Raw genomic sequence first — 21,861 nt, 5'->3', positions numbered from 1 at the left:
AGCCCACTGACACAATCTTCTCGCTGTTCTACGATAGGACTCTTCAAATTCTTCCCGCGCAACGAAGAACCACTCTCCGATGAGCATCGCGTCCACCAAGCCCTCTTTGAGCGAAATGCAAGCCAATGGCTCCGCCGCCACCCGTATCCTGAACTTTGCGGATGGGTTTTCCAAACGACACATCGGGCCATCCGAAGCGGACCTGGAAATGATGCTCGCGACGGTCGGGTTTGAGTCACTCGACGGGCTCTCCGATGCGACGGTTCCGGCCGACATTCGGCTCGGCAGAGAGCTGGATATCCCCGAAGCGCGTGGTGAGCGGGAGTTTCTTTCGGCCCTGAAAACGATCGCCGGAAAAAATAAAGTTCATCGATCGTGCATCGGCATGGGCTACACCGACACCGTGACCCCGCCGGTGATTCTTCGCAACGTGCTGGAGAATCCGGGCTGGTACACCCAGTACACCCCTTACCAGGCGGAGATCGCACAGGGGCGGTTGGAGGCGTTGTTGAATTTTCAAACGATGATCGCCGATCTGACCGGTTTGCCCTTGGCCGGGGCGAGTCTGCTGGACGAAGCGACCGCGGCGGCCGAAGCGATGACGATGTGCTACTCCATCGCCTCACACAAGAAGACCGGGTTCTGGGCCAGCGACGCGTGCCATCCGCAAACCCTGGCGCTGCTGGCGACGCGTGCGGAGGGTTTGGGGATCGATCTGAAGGTCGGCCCTATCGACGAGATCGACTTCGAGTACGGCGAGGGGGGGCTTTGCGGATTGTTGGTCCAGTATCCGACAACCGAAGGCCGGATCGAGGACTATCGCGAGGTGGCCGAGAAAGCCAAACAGTCCGGCTGCATGACTGTCGCGGCGGCCGACATCCTGGGCTTGACCCTGCTAACGCCGCCGGGCGAGTGGGGCGCCGACATCTGCGTCGGCAGCGCGCAGCGTTTCGGCGTGCCGATGGGTTTGGGCGGCCCGCATGCGGCTTACATCTCGACGCACGAAAAACACGCCCGCAAGCTGCCCGGACGCATCATCGGGATCTCCAAAGACGTTCATGGCAATCGGGCGCTGCGGATGGCCATCCAAACACGCGAGCAACACATTCGGCGCGACAAGGCGACCAGCAACATCTGCACCGCGCAGGCCTTGTTGGCGATCATCAGTTCGTTCTACGGCGTTTACCACGGCCCCGAAGGACTCGCTGCGATCGGCCGCCGCACCCAAGCCTACACCGCCGCCCTGGCCAAGGGGCTGGCACGACTGGGACACGAGACGCTCGGCGACGGACCGATCTTTGACACCATCCGCATCCGACTGGGCAAGGGCCGCACCCACGCGGCGCGTCAGGTTGCCGATGCCGCTCGCGAACGTCTGATCAATCTGCGTGAATACGACGACGGAACCCTGGGCGTGACGCTCGATGAAACCGCCGATCGCGGCTTGGTCGCCGACCTGTTGGCCGCATTTAACTTTGGCCATTACACCGGGTTCGACGTCGATGCATTGGTCAACGAAGCCGCCGAGGATGGAACGCTGGACCTGGGATCGTTCACCCGCACGACGCCCTTCATGAACCACGAAGTCTTTCACAACTATCGCAGTGAAACGGAATTGCTGCGCTACATCTTTAAACTGATGGGCCGCGACCTCTCGCTGGCCAATAGCATGATTCCGCTGGGGTCGTGCACGATGAAGTTGAACGGGACCAGCGAGATGATTCCGGTCACGTGGCCGGAGTTTGCCAACATCCACCCCTTCGCCCCGGATGTGCAATGGCGCGGCTACACGCACATGTTCCGCGAACTGGAACGCTGGCTATGCGAAGTCACCGGGTTTGCCGCGGTCAGCTTGCAGCCCAACGCCGGATCGCAAGGCGAATACGCCGGATTGCTTGTGATTCGAGCCTACCACGAACAGATGGCCAAAGCGGAAGGTCGCGAAAACGTCCGCGATGTTTGCCTGATCCCGACCTCCGCCCACGGGACCAACCCGGCGTCTGCGGTGATGGCGGGGATGAAGGTGGTCGCGATCAAGTGTGACGATCGCGGCGACATCGACATGGACGACTTGCGGGCCAAGGCGGAGAAACACTCCGATCACCTGTCCGCACTAATGATCACCTATCCGTCGACGCACGGCGTCTTTGAACCGACGATCCGCGAAGTGTGTGACGTGATTCACCGGCACGGCGGTCAGGTCTACATGGATGGTGCGAACATGAACGCCCAGGTCGGTTTGACCAGCCCGGGAATCTGCGGCGCCGATGTCTGCCACTTGAATCTGCACAAAACGTTCTGCATCCCGCACGGCGGCGGCGGCCCAGGCATGGGACCGATCGGCGTCGCCAAACAGTTGGTGCCGTTCTTGCCCGGCCACCCGGTCGAACGCCCCGACTCCGCCGGCGAGTTTGCGATCGGGCCGGTCGCCGGTGCACCCTACGGCAGCCCCAGCATTCTGACAATCAGCTACGTCTACATCGCCTTGATGGGAGCGGCGGGGCTGAAGAAAGCCACGCAAGTCGCGATCCTGAATGCCAACTACATGGCAAAACGACTCAGCGAGCACTTCGACGTGCTCTACACCGATGCAAATGGATTCGTCGCCCATGAATTCATCATCGATTGCCGCAGCTTTGAGAAATCCGCCGGCATCAAGACCGACGACATCGCCAAGCGATTGATGGACTACGGATTCCACGCGCCGACGATGTCCTGGCCGGTTGCCGGAACGCTGATGATCGAGCCGACCGAGAGCGAATCCAAGGACGAACTGGATCGTTTCTGTGACGCGCTGATCGCGATTCGCAAAGAGATCGAAGCGATCGAAAATGGGGAGATGGATCGCGAAGACAACCCGCTCCGCAACTCGCCCCACACGATGCAGGAAATCGGCGGCGACGACTGGTCGCATCCCTACACTCGTGATCAAGCGGCTTGGCCGACAGCGTGGTTGCGCGATGCAAAGTTCTGGCCGACCGTCGGTCGGATCGACAACACCTATGGCGATCGCAACCTGGTCTGCGCCTGCGTGCCAATGAGCGACTACGAGTGAATTGGGCTGGCTGAGGCCGCGATGATGAAGCGGGCGTGAGCGTCGCGACACCTCCGGACATCTTGGTTTTCGGGTAGGCGGTAGTGGACGAGGCGACGAGTCCTTGCCAAGATGCCGACGACAGAGGACTCGTCGCCTCGTCCACTACCCGGAAATAGAGCTGCGATCGACCACTAGCAACGTGCTCGCCGCGAACCGCCGATCCTCATTTGGCATCAGCCGGTTCGCCGGGGCGGGGCGGTGTTTCCTCTTCGAGCATTTTTTGCAGCATTGGCATGACGACCGATTGATAGACGCCGCGGGCCATCGGATAACGCTTCATCAATTCAAAGGTGTCGTACAATTGTTGTCCGCCGGCCGCGTCGGTCGGGACACGCATCTGGCGGCCTTCGGCGTCCACCATCACTGTTTCATAACGCCAGTCTCCCGATTCGTCTCGGGTTCGAACCACATCGGAGAGCTGTGCGGTGTGGGTATCGAAGGCTCCTTCGGCGGGCGGTGTTTTGTCGGCGTATTGATCGACGTCCAGCCCGAGTGACTCGGCGATCGTGGAAGAAACTTGCTGGACCGATTGCTCGTTGGCGACCGACTCAAGCCGTTTGAGGTTCTTTTCCAGTTCCGTCAGCTTTCGCTCGTCGGAAAGTGTATCGGCCGATCGGATTTGCGATTCGATCGATTGTTCGATTTCTTGGGGTGAGACCTCCGCCGGCGCTTGGGCAACGTCGTCGAGTTCCGCCGGGACCGCTCGCGTCGATTCGTCGGCGGACGGGTTGGCGTTCGGTTGGCTGGACGAGGAGGTGTCGGATTCGGTCTCCGATGCACCACCGCCGGCAGCGCCCGCGCTTGTGGCTTGGGGACCGGTTGCGACTTGCGGTCTGGGCACATACCACACCAGCAACACGACCAGCAGGAGGGCGTGAACGGCGAGTGAGATCCCGATAGCGAGTCGTTTGCGAGTCATGTTTAGGGTGAAAGCCTTTCGACGATCCACGAGGACGCTTGTTGGCGATAGCAGAGTCGATCGTGCAGCCGGCTCTCACGGCCTTGCCAGAATTCGATGCGGTTGGGGCTGACACAGTAGCCACCCCAGTCGTCCGGACAAGGGATTTCTTTGTCGGCATATTGTTTCTTCAACTCGGCCAAGCGCTTTTCTAACACTTCGCGCGACTCGATCACGCTCGATTGTTGGCTTACGACGGCGCCCAGCTGGCTGTCGTGTGGCCGTTTTCGAAAGTAGCTGACCGATTGATCCCGTGGGGTCCGGGTCGCGGTTCCTTCGATGCGAACCTGTCGTTGAACATGTGGCCACAGAAAGCACAGAGAAACGTTCGGGTTCGATTCGATCTGCCGTGCCTTTTGCGATCGGTAATTGGTGTAGAACCAGAACTTGCCGTCGTCGAGCCCCTTCAGTAGCACGACGCGGCTGGACACACTGCCGTGGCCATCGCTGGTCGACAGCGTCATCGCGTTGGCTTCCACCCAGTCCGGCAACTCCCCCTCCATCGCTTCGTTCAGCCAGGTGCGAAACTGAACCATCGGATCGTCGGCGATGTCTTTCTCCAGTAGGCTGCCAAGCTTGTAGCTTTGACGCATTTCGTAAAGGCTCATAGCGGGATTCTCCCTCGGTGTTCGGTTGGCACGCCCGGTGCATTCTATAGGTCGGCCAAATGGCGAGCTGCCAAAATGGCAGTTTGTTTATCTTGTTTTTAGGTGAAGTCATGCAGGAAATGAATCCTCCCCAACCATCGGAAACCATGATTGGAAAGCTGCTCGTCGCATCGACGTCTGTGCAAGACCCGGTGTTGAGCCGATCCGTTTCTCTTGTCGTGCATCAAGATAGCGACAACGTCTTTGCCGTGCTGCTGAACCGACCGATGACCCCTCCGCCCGGGCTGATGCAGTTGCTCGGATCGGCGTCGGGAGAAGCAGCACAGGCGGGACACGGCCCATGCCATCGGTTGGTCGGCAAGGGTGGTGCAGGGTCCAGTCTGTCTGGGGCCGGCCTGTCGGGGGCGGGATCGTTTCCGACGAATCTGCCGGGGTCGGAAACGACACCGAGTGCCATGGAGGCTGCCGCGGACAAACTGCAATCGGCCGGAAACAAGCACGCGCTGGCAGCCCAGGCGGCCGCCGAGGCTTCCAAATCACTCGGCATGATTCATTTCGGCGGTCCGCTCTCGGGGCCCGTCGTGGCGGTCCACAATTCCAGCGAGCATGCCGAGGCCCAGGCGGGCAAGGGCATCTACGTCGCCGCCCAGCGGGACATGTTGGAGACCTTGGTCCGGCAAAAGCCGGGGCCATTTCGATTGATCGTCGGGCATCTGGGTTGGTCGATCGACCAGCTGCGTGCCGAACGGGAGGCTGGGTTTTGGCACATGATTGACGCGACCGATGAGGACGTCTTTGCCGGGGACCACGAGCTTTGGCCGATGGTCATTCGCCGGGCGACGACGCGTTCGGTCGCCGATTGGCTGGGGATCAAGGACACCCCGTCTGCCGCCGAGGTCAATTAGTCCGGGCGGGTGAATCCCAGTTGCCGGATTTCATCTATCGCGGATCGACTTTCTTGGTACCTTTTGATCATTGTTCCGCTTTGTCCCGCCCTGTTCGCGTCCGCTTGCTGTGTCCCAAGATAAGCCCCAACCGCCCGAAGACGATCGCCCGAAGAAGTTTCGCATCACCCGCAAGCGGCTCGGCACGATCCGTTTCATCGACCCCAACGGTGACTATGGTTTCATCGATGCCGAAGACTTTCGCGATGACGTTTTCTTTCATCACACCGTTTGGCAGTTCGGTGGCGCGTCGTCCGGTGGGCCGCTTCAATTGCAGCAAAACAACTCCGATCAACCGCGGAAATTAGATCCCGAAGAGTTGGTCACGAAGTTCGTCGAGTTTGAGATCGACGATGAGATGTTTGGAGCCGAGCAGCGGCTTCGGGCCAAGGTGGTCCGGCTGACGCGGCGTCCGATGGGAAAGAAATTGACCGGCCGCGATGCGACGTTCAAGATCGTCACGCATCACCCCAAGGCGCGGCGCAAACGCCCCGATTGGCGGGGCTGAATCGATCGTTGTACGGCATGCCGTGCATGCCAGATTGTTGTAGGGCATGCTGTGCATGCCAGCAGTCACGCACAGCGTGACCTACCTGTCTGTCACGCACAGCGGTGACCTACGTGTCTGTCACGCACAGCGGTGACCTACGTGTTGTCACGCACAGCGGTGACCGACCCGTCTAAGCCGCGGCCTCGTCGTCTTCTTTCGGATCGTCGGGTAATTTGCCGCCGTTGTCTTTGGCGCGTTGAACGTCGACTTCCAGATCGCGAATCACAGTCGGGTTGATCTGTTTACCCAGCATCTCACGCGTCTCTTTGAACATGATGTCGACCTTGCGACGCTGGTTGGGATTGCGGGTCCCGATCTCTTTCAAGAACATCCCTTGTTTCCTGCCCATGTCATCGGCCAACTGTTCGTTGGTGGGTTGATCACGCAGTGCGTTGAGCAGTTCTTCGGCCTCGCTCATCTGCCCTTTTTTTAGTCGCAAGCGGATCCGTGCGGCGAGCAGTTTACGAATCGCGACGAGGTCGATGATTGCGTTTTGCACACCGCGAATGTAGGCCTCGGCTTGCAGTCGCATGTCATCGCCGGTCAGGTCGGCGACTTCTTTGGGCGTCAGCCCCGGCACCATCGGCAAACGGGCCAGCACGGCGCCGCCGTTTTTGACGTACAGCAAACGCAGCGGGTGGTCGGACTTTTTGATCGCCAAGCGGCCGTTCCAGTCCGTCCGCCCGACGAAGCTCATGGACTTACTTTTTAATTCGCGTTCGTACAGTTCGTAGCCGATCAAGGGCAGGTCTTCGCGGCCTTTGACATGCAACCGCAACAGCGTTTCGTCACGCTGCGGTTTAAGCAGCATCGCCATTTTGAACGTGCGCTGGTTCTTTCGGCCTTGCAGCCCGCCAGCCATTCCGGAGTAGTAGTCCATGTTGACGTTGGGACCGTCGCGCTCGGTGGCGATCAAGTAAGCCCACTCGATCCGGCCGACCGCGATGGGTTTCCCGTTTCGGTCGTTCTTTCGAATCATCGGCTGCAGGGCGCTGCCCACCGGCACGTTCGCCGGGGACTCGGGATCCAGGATCAAATTTCCGGCGCGTATCATGCCGGTGGCGGTCTTTTGGCCGGCATCATCGATTCGCACCATCGGCGAAAATGCCCGGGTGATGGTGTGGCCGACGACGTTGGGCAGGTCATAGGCTGACAGGAACGGCGATTCAACGACGGCGCCGAACAGCCGCATCAAGGTTTCCATCTCCGATACCGCGACGGTGGATCCGTTGGCGTGTTGCCGGATTCGAACGACGAACACTTTGTCGTACGCTTCGACGGTCGATGCGACCAGGCCGGTCACGGGCAAGGGAATGATCTTGGCACCGGGTTTGGCGAACGTCGTGGCTTGACCGCGGGTGACCAGCAGGGCTTCGGTGGACGGGTTGTTCCAAGTTTGCGATAGCGCGATCGCGTCGCCGTCAAACGGTTGCAGCTTTGCGGCGGTTCCGGCCATCGTTGGATCGCCGAATTCGCCGGCGCGACGCAGCACGTTGGCTTGCATGCCTTTGGTGACTGCAACCGAGCCGACGTATTGAGGCAGGCTGCGGACCGACTGGATTCGAATCGCGTCCTCGTGATCGCGTTTGACCGCGATGACCGGATCCGACGCGGCGATTTGATCATACGTCAGGTCTTCCATGGAACGAAACGACGCGGTGGCGACCGGCGGCGGGGCGTCGGCGATCGTCGTCCGCCACAGCGCATTGAAATCGCGATCCAAGTACTCCAAGACCGGTTCGCGAAGTGTGTCGGCGGTGAAGCGGGGATCGCGTGAGACGACCCAGATCAGCACCCGATAGGGAGAGTAGTCCCACGGTTCTTCGTCACGCGGGTCCGGCTGGGCGGTCGACGTTTCCTCTTCGGGGGCGCTTGGCGTGGTCTTGTCCGCTTCGTCGGCGGACTGTGCCGACAGCGAGGGTGCCATCAACAACGACAGCAGTGCGAGACAGACGGTGATGAATAGGAGTCGGGTCGGGTCGGTGGTGAAACGCTTCAAAATTCCAATCTCCAATTCCCGGCGTTCTGATAGAGCGAAACGATGTTGTTGCCCATGCCGACCAGGTTGTTCCGGTACGCAAAGGAATCGACCATTTGCCACAGCGGCAACACCGGCAATTCGTGATGCGAAATCGAGTGCAGCACCAGCAAACGGTCTCGAACTTCTTTCCAATTGCGAGCTTCTTCGAGACGCCGCAGGCCGAGACCGATCAGCTGGTCCTCGCTCTTGGCCAGTCCACGCGGGCCGAGCAAGCGACGCGCATCGATGATCGGTTCCCAGATCGCGCAGGAAACGTAAACCAAGTCCGCGGTGTCGGGGTCGGGGTAGGTGCGTCCGACGGGAAGTTCGACCAATTCGACGTCCAGCCCGATCAATTCCCATTGGCTGCGAATCGCTTCACAGGCGACGCGCGACAGGTTGTCGGCGGGGAACGCCAATCGCACGGTGCGCAGTTTCGGTTCCGGTTCGCCCTTGCGTTCCGCCTCGGCCGCTTTCAAGTTCTGGCTCAGCGAGACCAACAACTGCGCCAAGCTGGGCTCGAACCGTCGCGGCAAGATCGAGGTGTCATAACCATAACCGAGCGGATCGTCTTGGCTGAGTCCGGCCGGGAAAGGGCCCGAGAGGACACGGCATCCCAGCGATTCATGGTTCTCCAACAATTCGCCTTTCAAAATGTCTTCGCGGTTGATGCCGTACAGCAGCGCGCGGCGAAAGTTCTTGTCGGCGACAAACTCGTGGTCCGAGCAAGGGACCAGCATGTGGATCGTGGGCAGCGGGTACTCCACGACTTTCACGTCGCGGCGTTCTTTCAGCTTGATCGCGTCGGCGGGGAACAATTGATCCAGCACATCGATTTCACCGCTGAGCAATTTGGACACCGAGTCGCTGCCGGTGTCGCATCGGATCTCGACGATTTCGCGTGGTTTGGCGTTGTCACCGCTGGCCCGACGCGCGTCTTCAGTCAACTTGAACCGGGTTTGGCCGTCTTCGATCACGTCGACGAAATAGTCTCCCGTCGGTCCGCCCTTTTCACCACCGAACCAGCTGGCGTCGACGTTGATTTGAAGCAGGCAGGTGGGCAGCACATGGGGGCGGCGAAGGACGCATTCGATGCGTTGGGGGCCGTCGATGCCGATCCCGGTGACGCTGGCAGCCCAGGGAGAAAAATAGGTTTCCGATTCGGGCATCGCACGCCGGGCCAGCTGGTCGGCCAGGAAGTCGACTTCGATGCGGTTGAGCGGGTTGGGGAGCTTGGCCGTGTCGATGGACAGTTCCAGCACTTGGCGGTCGGGCGTTGTTTCCGCGGATCCGAAAATGAAATCGTATTCACCGCCTTCGGGTGCGGCGCCTTGGATTTCGAACATCGTCCGGTAGAGCAATCGGCCGGCGCGTCGTGCGGACCAATTGTCCAGACGAACGGGATCGAAAACCCGCGCCGCTTGCAGCACACCGACCGAGACCAGCGGATAGGCCTCGTCGATCTTTTTGACCAATTCTCGCCCGCCCTCGATGTCGGGTTTGAGGTACAAACTTTCCCGCGCCAATGTCCGAGCCGAGCGGAAGTCCTTTTGTTTGACCGCTTCGATCGCCTCGTTGCGTTTCTCCGTGGCCATCCGCAAGAACTCGCCGTCCCACTTGGAAATCGCCGGCAGATCAAATCGTCCGTAGTCTTCTTTCAATCGCGCCAGTAACTGCTGGGCGTTGTCCAGATCCCCTTCGTCGACCATCGCCTGCATCAGCCCGCCGGTGGTCAAGCTGATCGCCTTGAGCACTTGGGCTTGATTGTATTGGGGGTCATAATGAAACAGTTCTTCCAGCATCGCCAGGGACTCGGCGCGCTGGCTGCCCGAGGCGCGTTGAATCGCGTTCCGCCATAGAAACTCCGAACGCAGGGCTTTCAATCCGGGGCGTCGCGGGTAGTCGCGGATCAAGATCGACAGGAACGGGTACGCGCCGACGAAATCTTCGTTGGCGATTCGCGATGCGGTTTCACGCTCGAGTCGTTTTTCCCAGAAATCGATGCGTTCGATGTCCGACCACTTGGCGACAAATTGCTCGACTTCGATGCCAAGAATCGAAAATTGCAACGTTCCGCGCGGCGTCGTCGGCATGTCCCGGACCGGCAACAGGTGAGATTTCACCCATCCGCCACCGGATTTCTCGGTGAAGTAAATGATGTCGTGCGGTTCTTCTTGCAACAAACCCAGCCCGGAATCTTCCGGTTTGCCAGATTCGGCATAGGTCAGCATTTGTGCCTGAGCCGGTCGGTTTAGTCCGATCACGACCAGCCCCAGTGCGAGGATGCCCAGGGTTCGCAGGAGAGCGCGAGAGGTTGCTTGGAATTTCATTGGCCACTCACCCCACTGGGAATCTTGACGACGTAGACGACACCCTCTTCGCCGGGCACCAGCAATCGATCTTGCAGCACCAGGGGAGTTGCCGAGAACGGTTCGCCGATCTCGGTCAAGCCGACCGGATCATTGGAGGCCGGATCGATCACGACGATCCAGCCGGAGTCAGAAACGAGGATGATGTTGCCCTCGTGGATCACGGCGTCTCCGACGGGCAAGCCGCGTGGGACGGGGACCGCAAACGTGGTTTGGCCGTCGGTTGTGATCCCTCGCAGGACTTGGTCATCGGTCAACACGACCGCCTGGTCGCCCGCCGTCGCCGGTCCCCAGATCACTCGGCCGTCCATTTGGGTTTGGAATTTCTCTTTCAGCGTCACCAGATCTCGACCGATGATCAAATCCGCCGCCGGTCCACTGATCGCCGCCAACAGCGTGGTGTCGACGCCGGCGATGGTTCCCAGCGTTGCCGCGGGCAGTTTGGTTTCGGCCAACGGTGTCGTTCGGGGGCCGACCCGCAACCGGTACAGACCGGCTCGGCTATCGGCGACGACGACTTGTCCCGGATCATCGGGAAGCCGCACGGCGTTGGACCACGAGATCTTTTCGACGGGGTTGGCGATCGGCTGGAAGGGGTTGCCCAGTTGCGATCCCGTCTGGTAATCCATCACGACCGCACGACCGTTGTCGAGTGTCAGGAACAAGCCTCCGCCGGCGACCAGTCCGCGTCCGGAGGGTTTTCCAGAAAGCACGTTCAAGCTGACCAGCCGCAGTTTTTCGGTCGTGCGTGTCGGATCGTAGACGGCGACTTGCTGGCCGCCTTCGCCGCCCGCTTTGTTCAACAGTACCGCGCGGTTGTCGTCGATCTTCAGCGGATCTTCGAAACGCATGATCACACCAACGCCGCCGCGGTTCTCGATCGGTGCCCGCGTGGCACCGGTTGCGATCGCCGATCGGTCCAATTCAAACAGGGCCGCTTGGGTGGTCAAGGCGTGCACGCCCGCGTCGGCACGGCGAAGCATGGCGACGGGGGCACCGATGTCATTGCGCCACAGTTCCTCGCCCGTTTTGGGATCGACCGCCGAGACCCGGATGCCCGAGGTGCCCCGCAGCTGTCGTGCGTGCACCAGTGCATCGCCGATCGCCAGCGGTTGTCCGACAAACATGTCGCCTTCGTGTTTGAACCAGTCCGGGACGACTCGGGCGCGGTTGACTTGCAGCTCGTAGCGTCCGATCCGCGATCCGGTGGTCCACATTTGACTGCGGCCGACGGCCATCTGTGTCAGCGTCGGCGTTCCGTAAGACGCAAGTTGTTTGGCGACGACGGAGACCTTGTCCGTTTCACTGGTGACTTCGATGTCGAACACGGAGATTTCGCCCAGGTCGGTCAGCACGACCAGGCGGCGTTGCTGGGCCACGATCGGCGGCACGACCACGTTCCCGCTCATCCGCACCGGGTCCTGGACCTTGGTCACGTTCGCGCCGTTTTCGTCCACGCCCAGGATGTGAACCAGGCAATACTCGGGGCCTTTGTTTTCGATCACAAACAGGTGTTCCAGCAGCGGCGTGGGCGGCACCGCGATGGTGCCCGCTTTGTGCCCGACGTAATAGCTTTGGATGCTGTCGCCGTTGTTGCTGTCCAGCACGTACAGGTTGCTGTGGTCGCCGGGGATGTAGGCGATTGCGGCGCGGTCGTCGACACCCGGTCCGACCTCCAGCGATTGGGGGATCTGCTGTGCCCATTTGGCGTCACCGGTCGTCGCGTCCAGCTCGATCAATCGTCCGGACTTGGTCGAGATAAAAATGTCGTTGTCGCTGACAACCGGTTGGTTGAACGCTTCGCCGATCTTGACACGCCAATCGACCTCACCGCTGCGTCCGTCGCAGCGTTCCACCGACAGGTCGCTCGATCCGGTCAGCAACACCGCGGTGCCGCCGTCCAGGCGGATCGGGCTGTGGGCCAGGGAGTTCCCGACGTAGCGCCGCCACAGCAGCGTGCCGTCTTCGCCGTTGAAGGCCAACACACTGCCTTTGGTTCGAATGAAGATCACTTCGTCACGCAAGTCGGGGACGCGATCACCCGAGCGTGCGTTCAACACGATCGGGTTCAAGTCGGTTTGCGTTTCGGCTTCGATCCGCTGGGGCAACGCCGCAGTGGTTTCGACCAGTTGCTGTTGAATCTCGCTGGCCTTGGCGATCAGCGTGGCCAGCCGTTCGTTGTCGCCGAGTTCGGGAAAGGAGCGGAGCAGTTCGTAGCGAACATCGTACGCTTCCTTGGTTTTCTTTTCGGCGAGCAAGGCGGTCATTTGATCGACCGCGGCATCGAGTTGTTCGTTGCGGTTGATTTCGCGTTCGACGCGGCCCCGTGCTTCGTCGATTTCTTTGAGTCGTCCGGAGAGCGTCGTCCGCATCGCGCCGGTCATGTATTGCGGGTTGTTGGTCAACTCGATCTGCTCTTCCAGCTTGTTCAAGAGCTCTCGTTTGGCGGTGGTTTCCGATTTTTCGTTGGCTTCGTTGACGATGTTTTCGGCGATCTTGACCAACAGCGCGGCCAAGTTGCCACGCTCTTCGTTGAGCCCCTCTTCGTCTTCGATCTCGGGCAGCTTTTCTCGCGCCAATTCCGTCGCGTAGGTCGGATCGGTCATGCCTTCGGCGCGATACAGTTCGGTCATGATCACGCGGGTCCGCGCCAGGGAACTGTGTTCATTGGCGTTGCCGAACGAATCGAGAAACTCCAGGTATTTCTCTTGAGCCGGCGTGTAGTTTTGATTGTCGTAAAGCTCGTTGGCGATCTGGATGCGTTCGTCTGCGTTGCCGCGGGAGAGGATCCAATAGAGGCCGCCGCCGGACAGGAGCAGGAATCCGATGATCCCCAAGAACCCGTAGATCTTGAAGGAGTCCCACTGGTTTTCTTGGGGGGCGGGTTTGGTGCGTCGGGCGCGGGGGCGTTCGCGCTGGGGGGCTTCGGAGAGCAAGTCGTTGTCGGCGACGGGAACGGCTTGGACGGGGACCGCTTCGGCTTCGACGGGTTCGAATTCGGCGAACGGCTCGGCGGTCGTTTCGACCGGGATCGCCTCGACGGCTTGGACTTCGTCCGCATCGTCGTCGTCGTCGATCGCGACCAAGTCGTCTTCCACGACTTCCGCCGCGGCGATCGTCGCGTCGTCGGCGTACTCGCCGCTGCGGATTTCGCCGATCAACTTGGTCGCTTGGAAACGGGTCAGTTGCCCGTTGTCGACCAGCAATTTTGCGACCGCTTCGGGGGTCACCCGTGCGCCGCCCTGGTCCAGTTGTTCGCGCAGCGCTTCGATGATCTCCTGGTCCAGCAGACCACGTCGTTCCAGTTGATCGATCAGTTCGTTAGCAAGCATCGTGATAAAAAGAGTGGTTACGAGAAGTGGTTGACGAGCGATCCGCCGTACCGCCACGTGTTGTGTCCATGGTGACCGAAACAAATCGAAAGCGGCACTAGTCGAATTCCTCGACTTGGGTGACCTGGGTTTCGGTGAATCCGGCGATCGTTCCGGCGTCCATCGCGTCGACCAGGTACTGCAGCTTGCACAGTTCGTGAACTTTGATGACCAACCTTGCCGGATTGCCGCTTTCGTTGGCGCGCTTGAGCGTCGTGATCAGGTTTTGTTTGCCGGGCGTTTCCTCTTGCCAGTCCGTTGCCAGGACCAGGAAGGATCCGAATTCGTCGACTTGGACTTCGACCATTTCCAAGTCTTCCTCTTCCTCTTCGACGACCGTGGTGCTCGGGGCGTCGGTTTGTTGCCGCGGCATTTCGATCGATTTTTGCAGACTGAACGCCGCGGTCACCATGAAGAAGATCAGCAGCAGGAACGTGACGTCGACCATCGGGGTCATGTCCAGCTCTTCTTCTTCCCGTTTGGTTTTTTGGAAGATCGGTTCGTCATCGTCATCGTCGTCCAGTCCCGCCAAGGGGGCGGCGGGCGCGGGCCCGACCGGTGTTGCCGGCCTGTCCCTCGGCGGCCTGTCAGTCGGCGGCGATGGGGCTGCCGCGGGGGGCGCAACCGCTTCGACGGGCGTCGCGGCGACCACCACGGGGTCGGCCTCTGCCGCATCGGATGGGCCAGACGCATCGGATGGGCCAGGCAGGGGCGGCGGAGCGGTGCCCAGGTCGGCTTCGGGGACGTGAACCGCCGTGTCGCACTGCGGGCAGCGCACACGACGACCGGCCAACGAATCGTTGACTTTGTTCGTGGCACCGCACTGGGGACAGGTAACTGGAATCGACATGCGTTGGGACGAGAAGAGGAGCTGTGTGTCTAAATCAATTCGGACGCGATTTCGGTCAGCTGAAACTGTTGGAATCCGGCGATCGTTGCGGCATCCATCGCATCCACCAGGGCCTGTAACCGGGCCGCCGATTCGACTTCGATCCGCAGGTCGGATGTCATCGGCGTGGCGCGTTTTGCGGCCGCCAGTTCGCTCACCAATTCCTGTTTGCCGACCAGTTCCTTTTGCCAGTCGGTTGCCATCAACAAGAAACTGCCATGTCGGTCGACGTGCAAACGCAACGGATTGTGGTCGCGGACGACGGCCTCCCGGCTGGCCTGGTCGTTTTCCGGGTTCGGCGTCTCGATCGCACGCTGCATCGAAAACGATGCGGTGACCATGAAAAAAATCAGGATCAAAAACGTGACGTCGATCATCGGCGTCAGGTCGAGTTCGGATTCGTTGCGGCGCGTCATAGTTCTTTGACCGCGATGTAGGTGGACGAAATGTCTTCAAACGCGTCGCCGATGATTTTCTGCACACGCGTCACCTCGCCGACCGTGACTTCGCCGTCGCCCATGATCATCACGTGGTTTTTTTCTTCCCCGCGGGTGGTCTTGAGTTCTTCGGTGATGTATTCGATCAATTCGGTCGTTTGGGTTTCTTCGTCGCTGCTGAATTCGGTTCCGTCGATTCGTTTCAGGATGACCTTGTCTTTGCCGGCCGGTTCGATGAACACGACCGCCGACTCTTTGGCGCTGATGGCGATACCGTTTTGTGCTTCGGGGATCTTCCCCATCTGGGTCGGATCCATTTTGGAACAGACGACAAAAAAGATCAGCAACAAGAAGGTGATGTCGATCATCGGGGTGATGTCCATTTCGTCTTCGTCTCGCTTTTTGCGAGGCATTTGGAAATCATCATCTTCCTCGATGTCAGGTTCCTCGATCACGCTACTCATGATGCGTTAGCGTCCCCCGCTGCGAGCGAGTCCGGCTTTGAAGGCGTCCATGAAACGGCTGAGCCCGGATCCGACCAGGTCTTCCATCTTGGCGATTCGAATGTTGACGTTGGCGACCAGGATCATCAGCGGGATGGCGATCGCCAATCCGCTGGCGGTCGTCACCAGTGCGACACGGATATCGCCGGCCAGCTTGCTCGGCTCGACCGACTCGGCGGTGGCCAGGGTTTGGAACGCGCCCATCATGCCGAAGACGGTTCCGAACAACCCGATCATCGGAGCGGCTTTGATCACGGTGCCGACCCAGCTGAGTCGATAATCCAGATCGCTCATGACGTCACGCTGGAACCGGTCCATCATGAACTTGCGGGCTCGGTTGTACCCCAGGTTGCGATGGCTGACGGCCAATTCGATGATCTGGGGCAACGCCCGCGCGTCGCCTTCGCAGTAATCGATGGTGCCTTCGAAATCGCCGGCTTGAATCATCTGTTCCACGTCGTCGAGGAACTGGTCTTGTTCGTCTTCGGACTTGAACCGTTTTTGTCCGACGCGATTCCAGACGACGACGATGCAGTACAACCCCCAAAGTGCCACCGCCGCGAGTGCGAGGTAGGTCGCATCGGCGATCATGTTGAAAAGCGAATACGCAAGGATCATTGACATTCGTGTCTTTCCCGTTGATTGATGAGTTGAGAGGTTTCGTTTGGGTGGCAGGGCGATCGGTCGGGCTGGACCATTTCAGCCGAACCTTGGTTCTACACGGTCGTTCGTACGGTCGATTCTGCCAGGGAATCTCCCGGACGATCGGTTTCCCCCCGTCGATCAGCTCAGTAACCCTTTCGGTAACGTTGACTGACGATGCTGAAGGAGTAGCCGCCACCGTCGACGGTGCTTTCGAAGACGGTTTTGGCGATCGAGTGGGGGAATTTTTTTCCTTTTTCTTCGGCGTACTGCTTTTCCATGTTGGCCAACTGGTTTTCCAGATCCTTGGGGACAAAGCGGATCACATTTCGGCCGTTGACCTGGATGCCGGCGGCGGTGAGCAGCTGGCGGTCAAACTGCAGCAGCGGGTTGGAGAGTTTCCATGAAAAGTACAGCCGTTCTTCGGTTTTGGGCTGCGTGTTGACTCGCTTGGTCGGCGAGGTGGATAAGTTGTTGGCCATCTCAATGACGTTGGGGCCACCGCCCCCGAAGGCGGCCAGTTCGATTTTGTAAAAATCCAATTGTTTGGCGTAGTCATTCTTGCCTTTGGCGTTGAACGTCAGCTCCCAGCGCTCCCAGCGGCCGATGATGTCGTCCCCCTCACCCATCGGTCCCGGCGGTCGGCTGTCCCCCTGGCCGGTGCCCTGCGTCGAGGCGGTGGCGTTGGTGTCGGCGGTCGTCAGCGAAGCGGCCACGCTGCTGACCGCGTCGGTGACCGCCTCGATCGTGTCGGCCAGCGTCGGTTCCATCAAATCCTCCACCTCTTCGGCCCCCGGTGGTTCGAAATCACGCTCGAAACCCTCCGGGTTTTCACCGCGGCCGGGCGGGTTTTCGATGATCGGTGCCAACGCGATCGGTTTGGGTTCCCCGCTGAGCAGCCAGACGACGAACATCATGAACACGAACGCGCCGAGAAACAGGATCAAGGCCAGGAACAGCGAGGTCACCGAGTCGAAGCGGCTGAGCTTGAGTTTTTCGCGCTCGAGCTCCCGCTCCAGCCGGGCCGCTTCCATTTGGTCCGATTTTTCTTCCTGCTCGACGATGGTTGACATCTTTTTTTAGCTACCTCCGTCCCTGCTCGTGCGGCCGGAATTCGTGATGCGTGTCTCGACCCGAACGGGACGACGGCCTGCCAGACGATGGGCTGCCGGGGGCGTTAGTGTGATCGGAAAACCCATTGGCCGCGAGTGCAGGCAGGGAATTGGTCTGAAAAGTTGACGAGGTCGTCACGTCGGTAAGGAAATCGCCGTTTGGAGAGATTTTTCGAGCTATCATAAGCTGTCGGACGCATCTGCAAAAAGTCGCCGCCGCAATCGGTGTTGTCTCAATTGAAATTTGTCTCGCAGTGAACCAATTGACGAACCCACGCATCATACCCTAGGATCCCCGCAGATCGAATGAATCTTCCAGCTGGTCAGGTAGCTCAGTTGGTAGAGCACGGCCCTGAAAAGGCCGGTGTCGCCGGTTCGAGCCCGGCCCTGACCACTCTCTTTCACTCGCTGTGAAGGCCTCGACCCTCTCTGGTTTCGCCAGGCCTTCGTGCAGGTTGCCGCCCCAATCCATCGACGGCCCCACCCTGGAAAAAGCGATGATCCCACTGGCGATCACCACACTGGCGATCACCACACTGGCGATCACCACACTGGGGTGTGTCCTGTGGCGCGAGGATTCTGCTCGGCATTGGCAAAGCGCTCTGCCGGAATCTCTCAGCCGCAGTCTCCTTGCCACCGATGTCCGGAGCGTCCACGTGATTGACCGACTGGTCGTCCTCAGAGGTTGACGACGGCCGAGCGGTCGGGCGAACAGATCTTTTTCGGATTTCCTGACTCTAGCGTTAGAGTCAGCAGATTTTCGATTGATTCGCCGCCGGCTGCGCCGGAATCGTCTGCGGAGACACTCGCTGGTGAGCCGGTTAGATGCTGGAGTGCTTCGTCCAGATCGGATTTCAAGGCAGAACCGCAGGTGGTGACGCAGGTGGTGACGCAGGTGGTGACGCAGGTGGTGACGCAGGTGCCGGTGCGTTTGACGGGAGGGCGAGACTACCGCCGAGCTGGGTGGCTTGGGATCGCCGGCAAGGGAGGTTGATTGTCCATTGCCACGTCGAGACAGCTTTTCACACATCCGCCTGCCCAAAAATACGCTTTGCTGGCTAAACTGACGTCTCGCCTGTCCGCATGTCCCGATCCAAAGACTGGAAAGACGTGGAAAATTCATCCGAAAACCAGACGGCTTCGCAACACGGCAGCAATGAACAGTGGGGGACTCGGATCGGCGTGATCTTGGCCGTCGCCGGTTCGGCGGTGGGGCTGGGCAACTTCTTGAGGTTCCCCGGCCAAGCCGCTCAAAACGGTGGCGGCGCGTTCTTGCTGCCCTACTTTATCTCGTTGTTGGTCCTGGGCATCCCGCTGTGTTGGGCCGAATGGACGATGGGGCGATATGGCGGGCATCATGGTTTCAATTCGTCACCAGGGATCTTTAGCGTCGTATGCCGCAACGCCAAGGCACGCTACCTGGCGGTTCCGGCACTGCTGATTCCGCTGGTGATCTACATGTATTACGTCGTGATCGAGGCTTGGTGTCTGGCGTATGCGTTCTCGTACTTGAACGGATCCCTGATGCTCGGCGAAGACGCCGAGGCGTACGGTTCGTTTTTCGGCAGCTTTGTCGGCAGCGGCGAGGGGCAAAACGGCGCCGCGTTCCGGGGCGAGTCGTCGCTGCTGTACTTCGTGATGATCACCTTTGTGATCAACTTCATTTTTATTTACCGAGGCGTCGCCAAGGGGATCGAGACGTTCTGTCGCTATGCGATTCCGTTGATGGTCGTGTGTGCCCTGTGCGTGCTGGTCAGGGTGCTGACCTTGCCGGCCGACAAAGTGAATGCAGGATTGGGATTCATGTGGAACCCTGATTTCTCGGCCTTGTTGGATTCCAAGACGTGGCTCGCCGCCTCCGGCCAGATCTTTTTCTCGCTGTCGGTCGGATTCGGGGTGATCGTCAACTACGCCAGCTACCTGAAGAAAAAAGACGACGTGGTGCTCAGCGGATTGACCGCTTGCGGCATGAACGAGTTTTTCGAAGTCTGCTTGGGCGGCCTGATCACGCTGCCGGCCGCGTTCATCTTTCTCGGCGCGGCGGCGGGGGATCAGGGGACGTTCGGCCTGGGGTTCACCGCGCTGCCCAATGTGTTCGCGCAGATGCCGGCCGGACAGTTCTTCGGGTTCTTGTGGTTCTTCATGTTGTTCCTGGCCGCGATCACCAGCAGTTTGTCGATGCTGCAGCCGGTGATCGCGTTCTTCGAAGAAGGTTTCGGGATGCAGCGTGGTGCGTCGGTGTCGCTGTTGGGCATCATCTCGCTGTCGGGCAGCGGATTTGTGATGTACTTTTCCGCGGGACTGAAAGCACTCGACACGTTCGATTTCTGGGTCGGCACGTTCTTGATCTTCGTGCTCGCGATGGTCCAAGCGGTGATCTACGGCTGGGTGTTTGGGATCGAACAGGGTGCAAAAGAATCCAGTCAGGGGTCACACATGAGAATTCCGACCGTGGTGCAGTACATGTTGAAGTACGTCGTGCCCGTTTACCTGGGCGTGATCTTCATCGCGTTCGCCTGGGAAAACGTGTTGGATAAAACCGATCCGGAAACCGGCGCGGTGACGCAGGGTTATCTGTCCAAGATCGCCGGCGACGAAGTGATTTTGATGTCGTTGTTGTTCATCGGAGGCACCATCGCGTTCCTGACCGTGATGGTTCACGTGGCGGGAATCCGTTGGCGTCAGCAGGGCCGGTTCGACCAGATGGAGTGAAGTTGCAACCTGAGACTTGAAACCTGAAACCTGAAACTTGTAACCTGAAACTTAAATGAACATCTACGGTTGGATCGTGATGGCCTGCTCGGTCGGGTCGGTGGTCACGTTGTTGACGTATTGTCTGTACCGGGTGATGACCCTGCCGCCGGTACCGGATGACGATCCCGAATGACGCATCGGGTTTGCATTATCAATGTCGTCGGGCTGACGGCTCGATTGCTCGCTGACGCACCGGCGATTCGGTCGCTGGCGGGGAATCCGTCCACGGACGAGCTGGCCGCGGGCGGTAAACAATTCATGCCGTGGACCAGCCCACTGCCGGCGGTCACCTGCACGTCCCAGGCAACGATGCTGACCGGGCTGGCCCCGCGCGATCACGGCGTCGTCGGCAACGGCTGGTACTACCGCGAGACCCAGGAGATTCGGTTCTGGCAGCAAGCCCGCTCGTTGGTCCAGGGGCCGGCCTTCTATGACGAATTCGAAACCGCCAAAATGTTTTGGTGGTTCAATCAATCGTCGACCGCGCGTTACAGTTGCACGCCCAAGCCGCACTACGGCTGTGACGGCAGCAAAGTCTTTGACGTGCTCGACCACACCGAGTGCAATCTCACCGAACGCCATGGCGCCTTTCCGTTTTTCACGTTCTGGGGTCCCGGTGCCGGGTTGCCGTGCAGTCGCTGGATCGCGGAGGCCACCGCGACGGTGCTGCGTGAAAAGCAGCCCCAGGTCACACTCGCCTACCTGCCGCATCTGGATTACGACTTTCAACGATTCCCCGATCACGACCCGGCGCGGGTGGCCGAGGTCGACCAGTGTGTGCAAACCATCCTGGCCGCCGCCGACGAGATCGGGGCACAGGTGGTGATCGTTTCAGAATACGGCTTGGTTCCGGTTGATCGGCCGATTCACATCAACCGTGTGCTCCGTCAGGCCGGCTGGCTGTCGGTGCGGAACGGACCGTTCGGCGAAGTCTTGATGCCGGGGGAATCGAAGGCGTTTGCGGTCGCCGATCATCAATTGGCGCACGTCTACGTCAACGATCCCGGTCTGGTCCCCTCGGTGCGAAAGGAGCTTGAAGCGGTCCCGGGGATCGGCGGCGTCTTTGATCCCGGTGATCTGGAACTCGATCATCCACGCAGCGGTGAGCTGATCGCATTGGCACAGGCTGATGCCTGGTTCACGTATTACTACTGGAACGACGACGCGCTCGCGCCAGACTTTGCCCGCACGGTGGATATCCATCGCAAACCGGGCTATGACCCTTGCGAGTTGTTCATGACCGGCAAGGTGCGGATGGCGGCGCGGTTGTTGCAAAAGAAGCTCGGCATGCGCTACAAGATGGATGTCATTCCGCTCGATGCCAACCTCGTCCGCGGCAGCCACGGCTTGCATCCCGATCCGATCGACGGCCCGATCGTCATCGGACCGTCCCACGATCATCCGCTGCCCTCGGACATGCGCGGATTTGCGAACTATATCCGGTCGTTGGTCGGCAGTTGAATCCGTAACAGACTCGCGTCCTAGAGCCGCGCGTCCAATGCCACCAACGTTGGCATGGAAGGGATTAGCGGAACGGCGCGAGCCGTCCGGTTTCAGCGTGAACACACAGTGAAAGACCGGAGGGCTCGCCCCTGCCGCTAACCATC

At 59.9% G+C, this 21,861-nt stretch carries 16 protein-coding genes and 1 tRNA gene; 7 read left to right on the top strand and 10 right to left on the bottom strand.

What is annotated here, in order from left to right; all coding sequences use genetic code 11:
- Positions 1–79: 79 nt before the first annotated feature.
- A complete protein-coding gene (gene gcvP / locus TBK1r_RS35625) occupies positions 80–3,055 on the top strand; it encodes an aminomethyl-transferring glycine dehydrogenase (RefSeq protein WP_145220727.1) in 2,976 nt (991 codons plus the stop codon).
- A gap of 205 nt (positions 3,056–3,260) precedes the next feature.
- Here the strand turns inward: gcvP and TBK1r_RS35620 are convergent, their stop codons facing one another.
- Positions 3,261–4,016: a hypothetical protein gene (locus TBK1r_RS35620; RefSeq protein WP_145220725.1), complete on the bottom strand. Its 756-nt coding sequence runs from the start codon at positions 4,014–4,016 to the stop codon at positions 3,261–3,263.
- A gap of 2 nt (positions 4,017–4,018) precedes the next feature.
- The gene (gene pdxH, locus TBK1r_RS35615) at positions 4,019–4,663 is read right to left on the bottom strand and encodes a pyridoxamine 5'-phosphate oxidase (RefSeq protein WP_145220723.1); all 645 of its coding nucleotides are present in this window, start codon (positions 4,661–4,663) and stop codon (positions 4,019–4,021) included.
- A gap of 59 nt (positions 4,664–4,722) precedes the next feature.
- On the opposite strand from pdxH, the gene TBK1r_RS35610 reads away from it, so the two are divergent.
- Positions 4,723–5,568 (top strand): YqgE/AlgH family protein, encoded by an 846-nt coding sequence (locus TBK1r_RS35610; RefSeq protein ID WP_145220722.1) that lies wholly within the window; start codon positions 4,723–4,725, stop codon positions 5,566–5,568.
- Positions 5,569–5,677: 109 nt separating this feature from the next.
- Complete coding sequence (locus TBK1r_RS35605; RefSeq protein WP_145220720.1) at positions 5,678–6,115, top strand: cold-shock protein; 438 nt, start codon at positions 5,678–5,680, stop codon at positions 6,113–6,115.
- 172 nt (positions 6,116–6,287) lie between these two features.
- On the opposite strand, the gene TBK1r_RS35600 is transcribed toward TBK1r_RS35605, so the two are convergent.
- The 8 genes from TBK1r_RS35600 to TBK1r_RS35565 form a co-directional block, all read right to left on the bottom strand.
- Positions 6,288–8,156 carry a hypothetical protein gene (locus TBK1r_RS35600; protein ID WP_145220718.1) on the bottom strand — a complete coding sequence of 623 codons (1,869 nt, stop codon included), beginning with the start codon at positions 8,154–8,156 and terminating at the stop codon, positions 6,288–6,290.
- A complete protein-coding gene (locus TBK1r_RS35595; RefSeq protein WP_145220716.1) occupies positions 8,153–10,507 on the bottom strand; it encodes an ABC transporter substrate-binding protein in 2,355 nt (784 codons plus the stop codon). The genes TBK1r_RS35600 and TBK1r_RS35595 overlap by 4 nt, the downstream gene beginning before the upstream one ends.
- On the bottom strand, positions 10,504–13,878 hold the full coding sequence (locus TBK1r_RS35590; protein ID WP_145220714.1) for an outer membrane protein assembly factor BamB family protein: 3,375 nt from the start codon (positions 13,876–13,878) through the stop codon (positions 10,504–10,506). The genes TBK1r_RS35595 and TBK1r_RS35590 overlap by 4 nt, the downstream gene beginning before the upstream one ends.
- Positions 13,879–13,975: 97 nt before the next feature.
- Positions 13,976–14,767, bottom strand: coding sequence for a biopolymer transporter ExbD (locus TBK1r_RS35585; protein WP_145220712.1), 792 nt, complete (start codon positions 14,765–14,767; stop codon positions 13,976–13,978).
- Between the two features lie 29 nt (positions 14,768–14,796).
- A complete protein-coding gene (locus TBK1r_RS35580; RefSeq protein ID WP_145220710.1) occupies positions 14,797–15,222 on the bottom strand; it encodes an ExbD/TolR family protein in 426 nt (141 codons plus the stop codon).
- Positions 15,219–15,707: an ExbD/TolR family protein gene (locus TBK1r_RS35575; RefSeq protein WP_145220708.1), complete on the bottom strand. Its 489-nt coding sequence runs from the start codon at positions 15,705–15,707 to the stop codon at positions 15,219–15,221. The genes TBK1r_RS35580 and TBK1r_RS35575 overlap by 4 nt, the downstream gene beginning before the upstream one ends.
- Positions 15,708–15,713: 6 nt before the next feature.
- Positions 15,714–16,364: a MotA/TolQ/ExbB proton channel family protein gene (locus TBK1r_RS35570; RefSeq protein WP_095738917.1), complete on the bottom strand. Its 651-nt coding sequence runs from the start codon at positions 16,362–16,364 to the stop codon at positions 15,714–15,716.
- A 170-nt stretch (positions 16,365–16,534) separates the two neighbouring features.
- Positions 16,535–17,461: a hypothetical protein gene (locus TBK1r_RS35565; RefSeq protein ID WP_145220706.1), complete on the bottom strand. Its 927-nt coding sequence runs from the start codon at positions 17,459–17,461 to the stop codon at positions 16,535–16,537.
- 360 nt (positions 17,462–17,821) lie between these two features.
- On the opposite strand from TBK1r_RS35565, the gene TBK1r_RS35560 reads away from it, so the two are divergent.
- From TBK1r_RS35560 to TBK1r_RS35540, 4 genes are all read left to right on the top strand, one after another.
- Positions 17,822–17,894: transfer RNA gene (locus TBK1r_RS35560), tRNA-Phe, on the top strand.
- Positions 17,895–17,997: 103 nt separating this feature from the next.
- Positions 17,998–18,189: a hypothetical protein gene (locus TBK1r_RS35555; protein WP_145220704.1), complete on the top strand. Its 192-nt coding sequence runs from the start codon at positions 17,998–18,000 to the stop codon at positions 18,187–18,189.
- A 394-nt stretch (positions 18,190–18,583) separates the two neighbouring features.
- Positions 18,584–20,212, top strand: coding sequence for a sodium-dependent transporter (locus tag TBK1r_RS35545; protein WP_145220702.1), 1,629 nt, complete (start codon positions 18,584–18,586; stop codon positions 20,210–20,212).
- Between the two features lie 171 nt (positions 20,213–20,383).
- Positions 20,384–21,715 carry an alkaline phosphatase family protein gene (locus TBK1r_RS35540; RefSeq protein ID WP_145220700.1) on the top strand — a complete coding sequence of 444 codons (1,332 nt, stop codon included), beginning with the start codon at positions 20,384–20,386 and terminating at the stop codon, positions 21,713–21,715.
- Positions 21,716–21,861 lie beyond the last annotated feature (146 nt).

This window comes from Stieleria magnilauensis (assembly GCA_007753675.1).
Lineage (GTDB): Bacteria > Planctomycetota > Planctomycetia > Pirellulales > Pirellulaceae > Stieleria > Stieleria magnilauensis.
This window is presented reverse-complemented; position numbering and strand designations above follow the sequence as displayed.

Bases quoted from the DNA above. Each gene is read 5' to 3' on its own strand.
- TBK1r_RS35595 (WP_145220716.1), bottom strand. From the start codon at position 10,507: ATGAAATTCCAAGCAACCTCTCGCGCTCTCCTGCGAACCCTGGGCATC.
- TBK1r_RS35570 (WP_095738917.1), bottom strand. From the start codon at position 16,364: ATGATCCTTGCGTATTCGCTTTTCAACATGATCGCCGATGCGACCTAC.
- TBK1r_RS35565 (WP_145220706.1), bottom strand. From the start codon at position 17,461: ATGTCAACCATCGTCGAGCAGGAAGAAAAATCGGACCAAATGGAAGCG.
- TBK1r_RS35580 (WP_145220710.1), bottom strand. From the start codon at position 15,222: ATGACGCGCCGCAACGAATCCGAACTCGACCTGACGCCGATGATCGAC.
- TBK1r_RS35620 (WP_145220725.1), bottom strand. From the start codon at position 4,016: ATGACTCGCAAACGACTCGCTATCGGGATCTCACTCGCCGTTCACGCC.
- TBK1r_RS35545 (WP_145220702.1), top strand. From the start codon at position 18,584: ATGTCCCGATCCAAAGACTGGAAAGACGTGGAAAATTCATCCGAAAAC.
- pdxH (WP_145220723.1), bottom strand. From the start codon at position 4,663: ATGAGCCTTTACGAAATGCGTCAAAGCTACAAGCTTGGCAGCCTACTG.
- TBK1r_RS35575 (WP_145220708.1), bottom strand. From the start codon at position 15,707: ATGAGTAGCGTGATCGAGGAACCTGACATCGAGGAAGATGATGATTTC.
- TBK1r_RS35555 (WP_145220704.1), top strand. From the start codon at position 17,998: ATGATCCCACTGGCGATCACCACACTGGCGATCACCACACTGGCGATC.
- TBK1r_RS35585 (WP_145220712.1), bottom strand. From the start codon at position 14,767: ATGTCGATTCCAGTTACCTGTCCCCAGTGCGGTGCCACGAACAAAGTC.
- gcvP (WP_145220727.1), top strand. From the start codon at position 80: ATGAGCATCGCGTCCACCAAGCCCTCTTTGAGCGAAATGCAAGCCAAT.
- TBK1r_RS35590 (WP_145220714.1), bottom strand. From the start codon at position 13,878: ATGCTTGCTAACGAACTGATCGATCAACTGGAACGACGTGGTCTGCTG.
- TBK1r_RS35610 (WP_145220722.1), top strand. From the start codon at position 4,723: ATGGCGAGCTGCCAAAATGGCAGTTTGTTTATCTTGTTTTTAGGTGAA.
- TBK1r_RS35540 (WP_145220700.1), top strand. From the start codon at position 20,384: ATGACGCATCGGGTTTGCATTATCAATGTCGTCGGGCTGACGGCTCGA.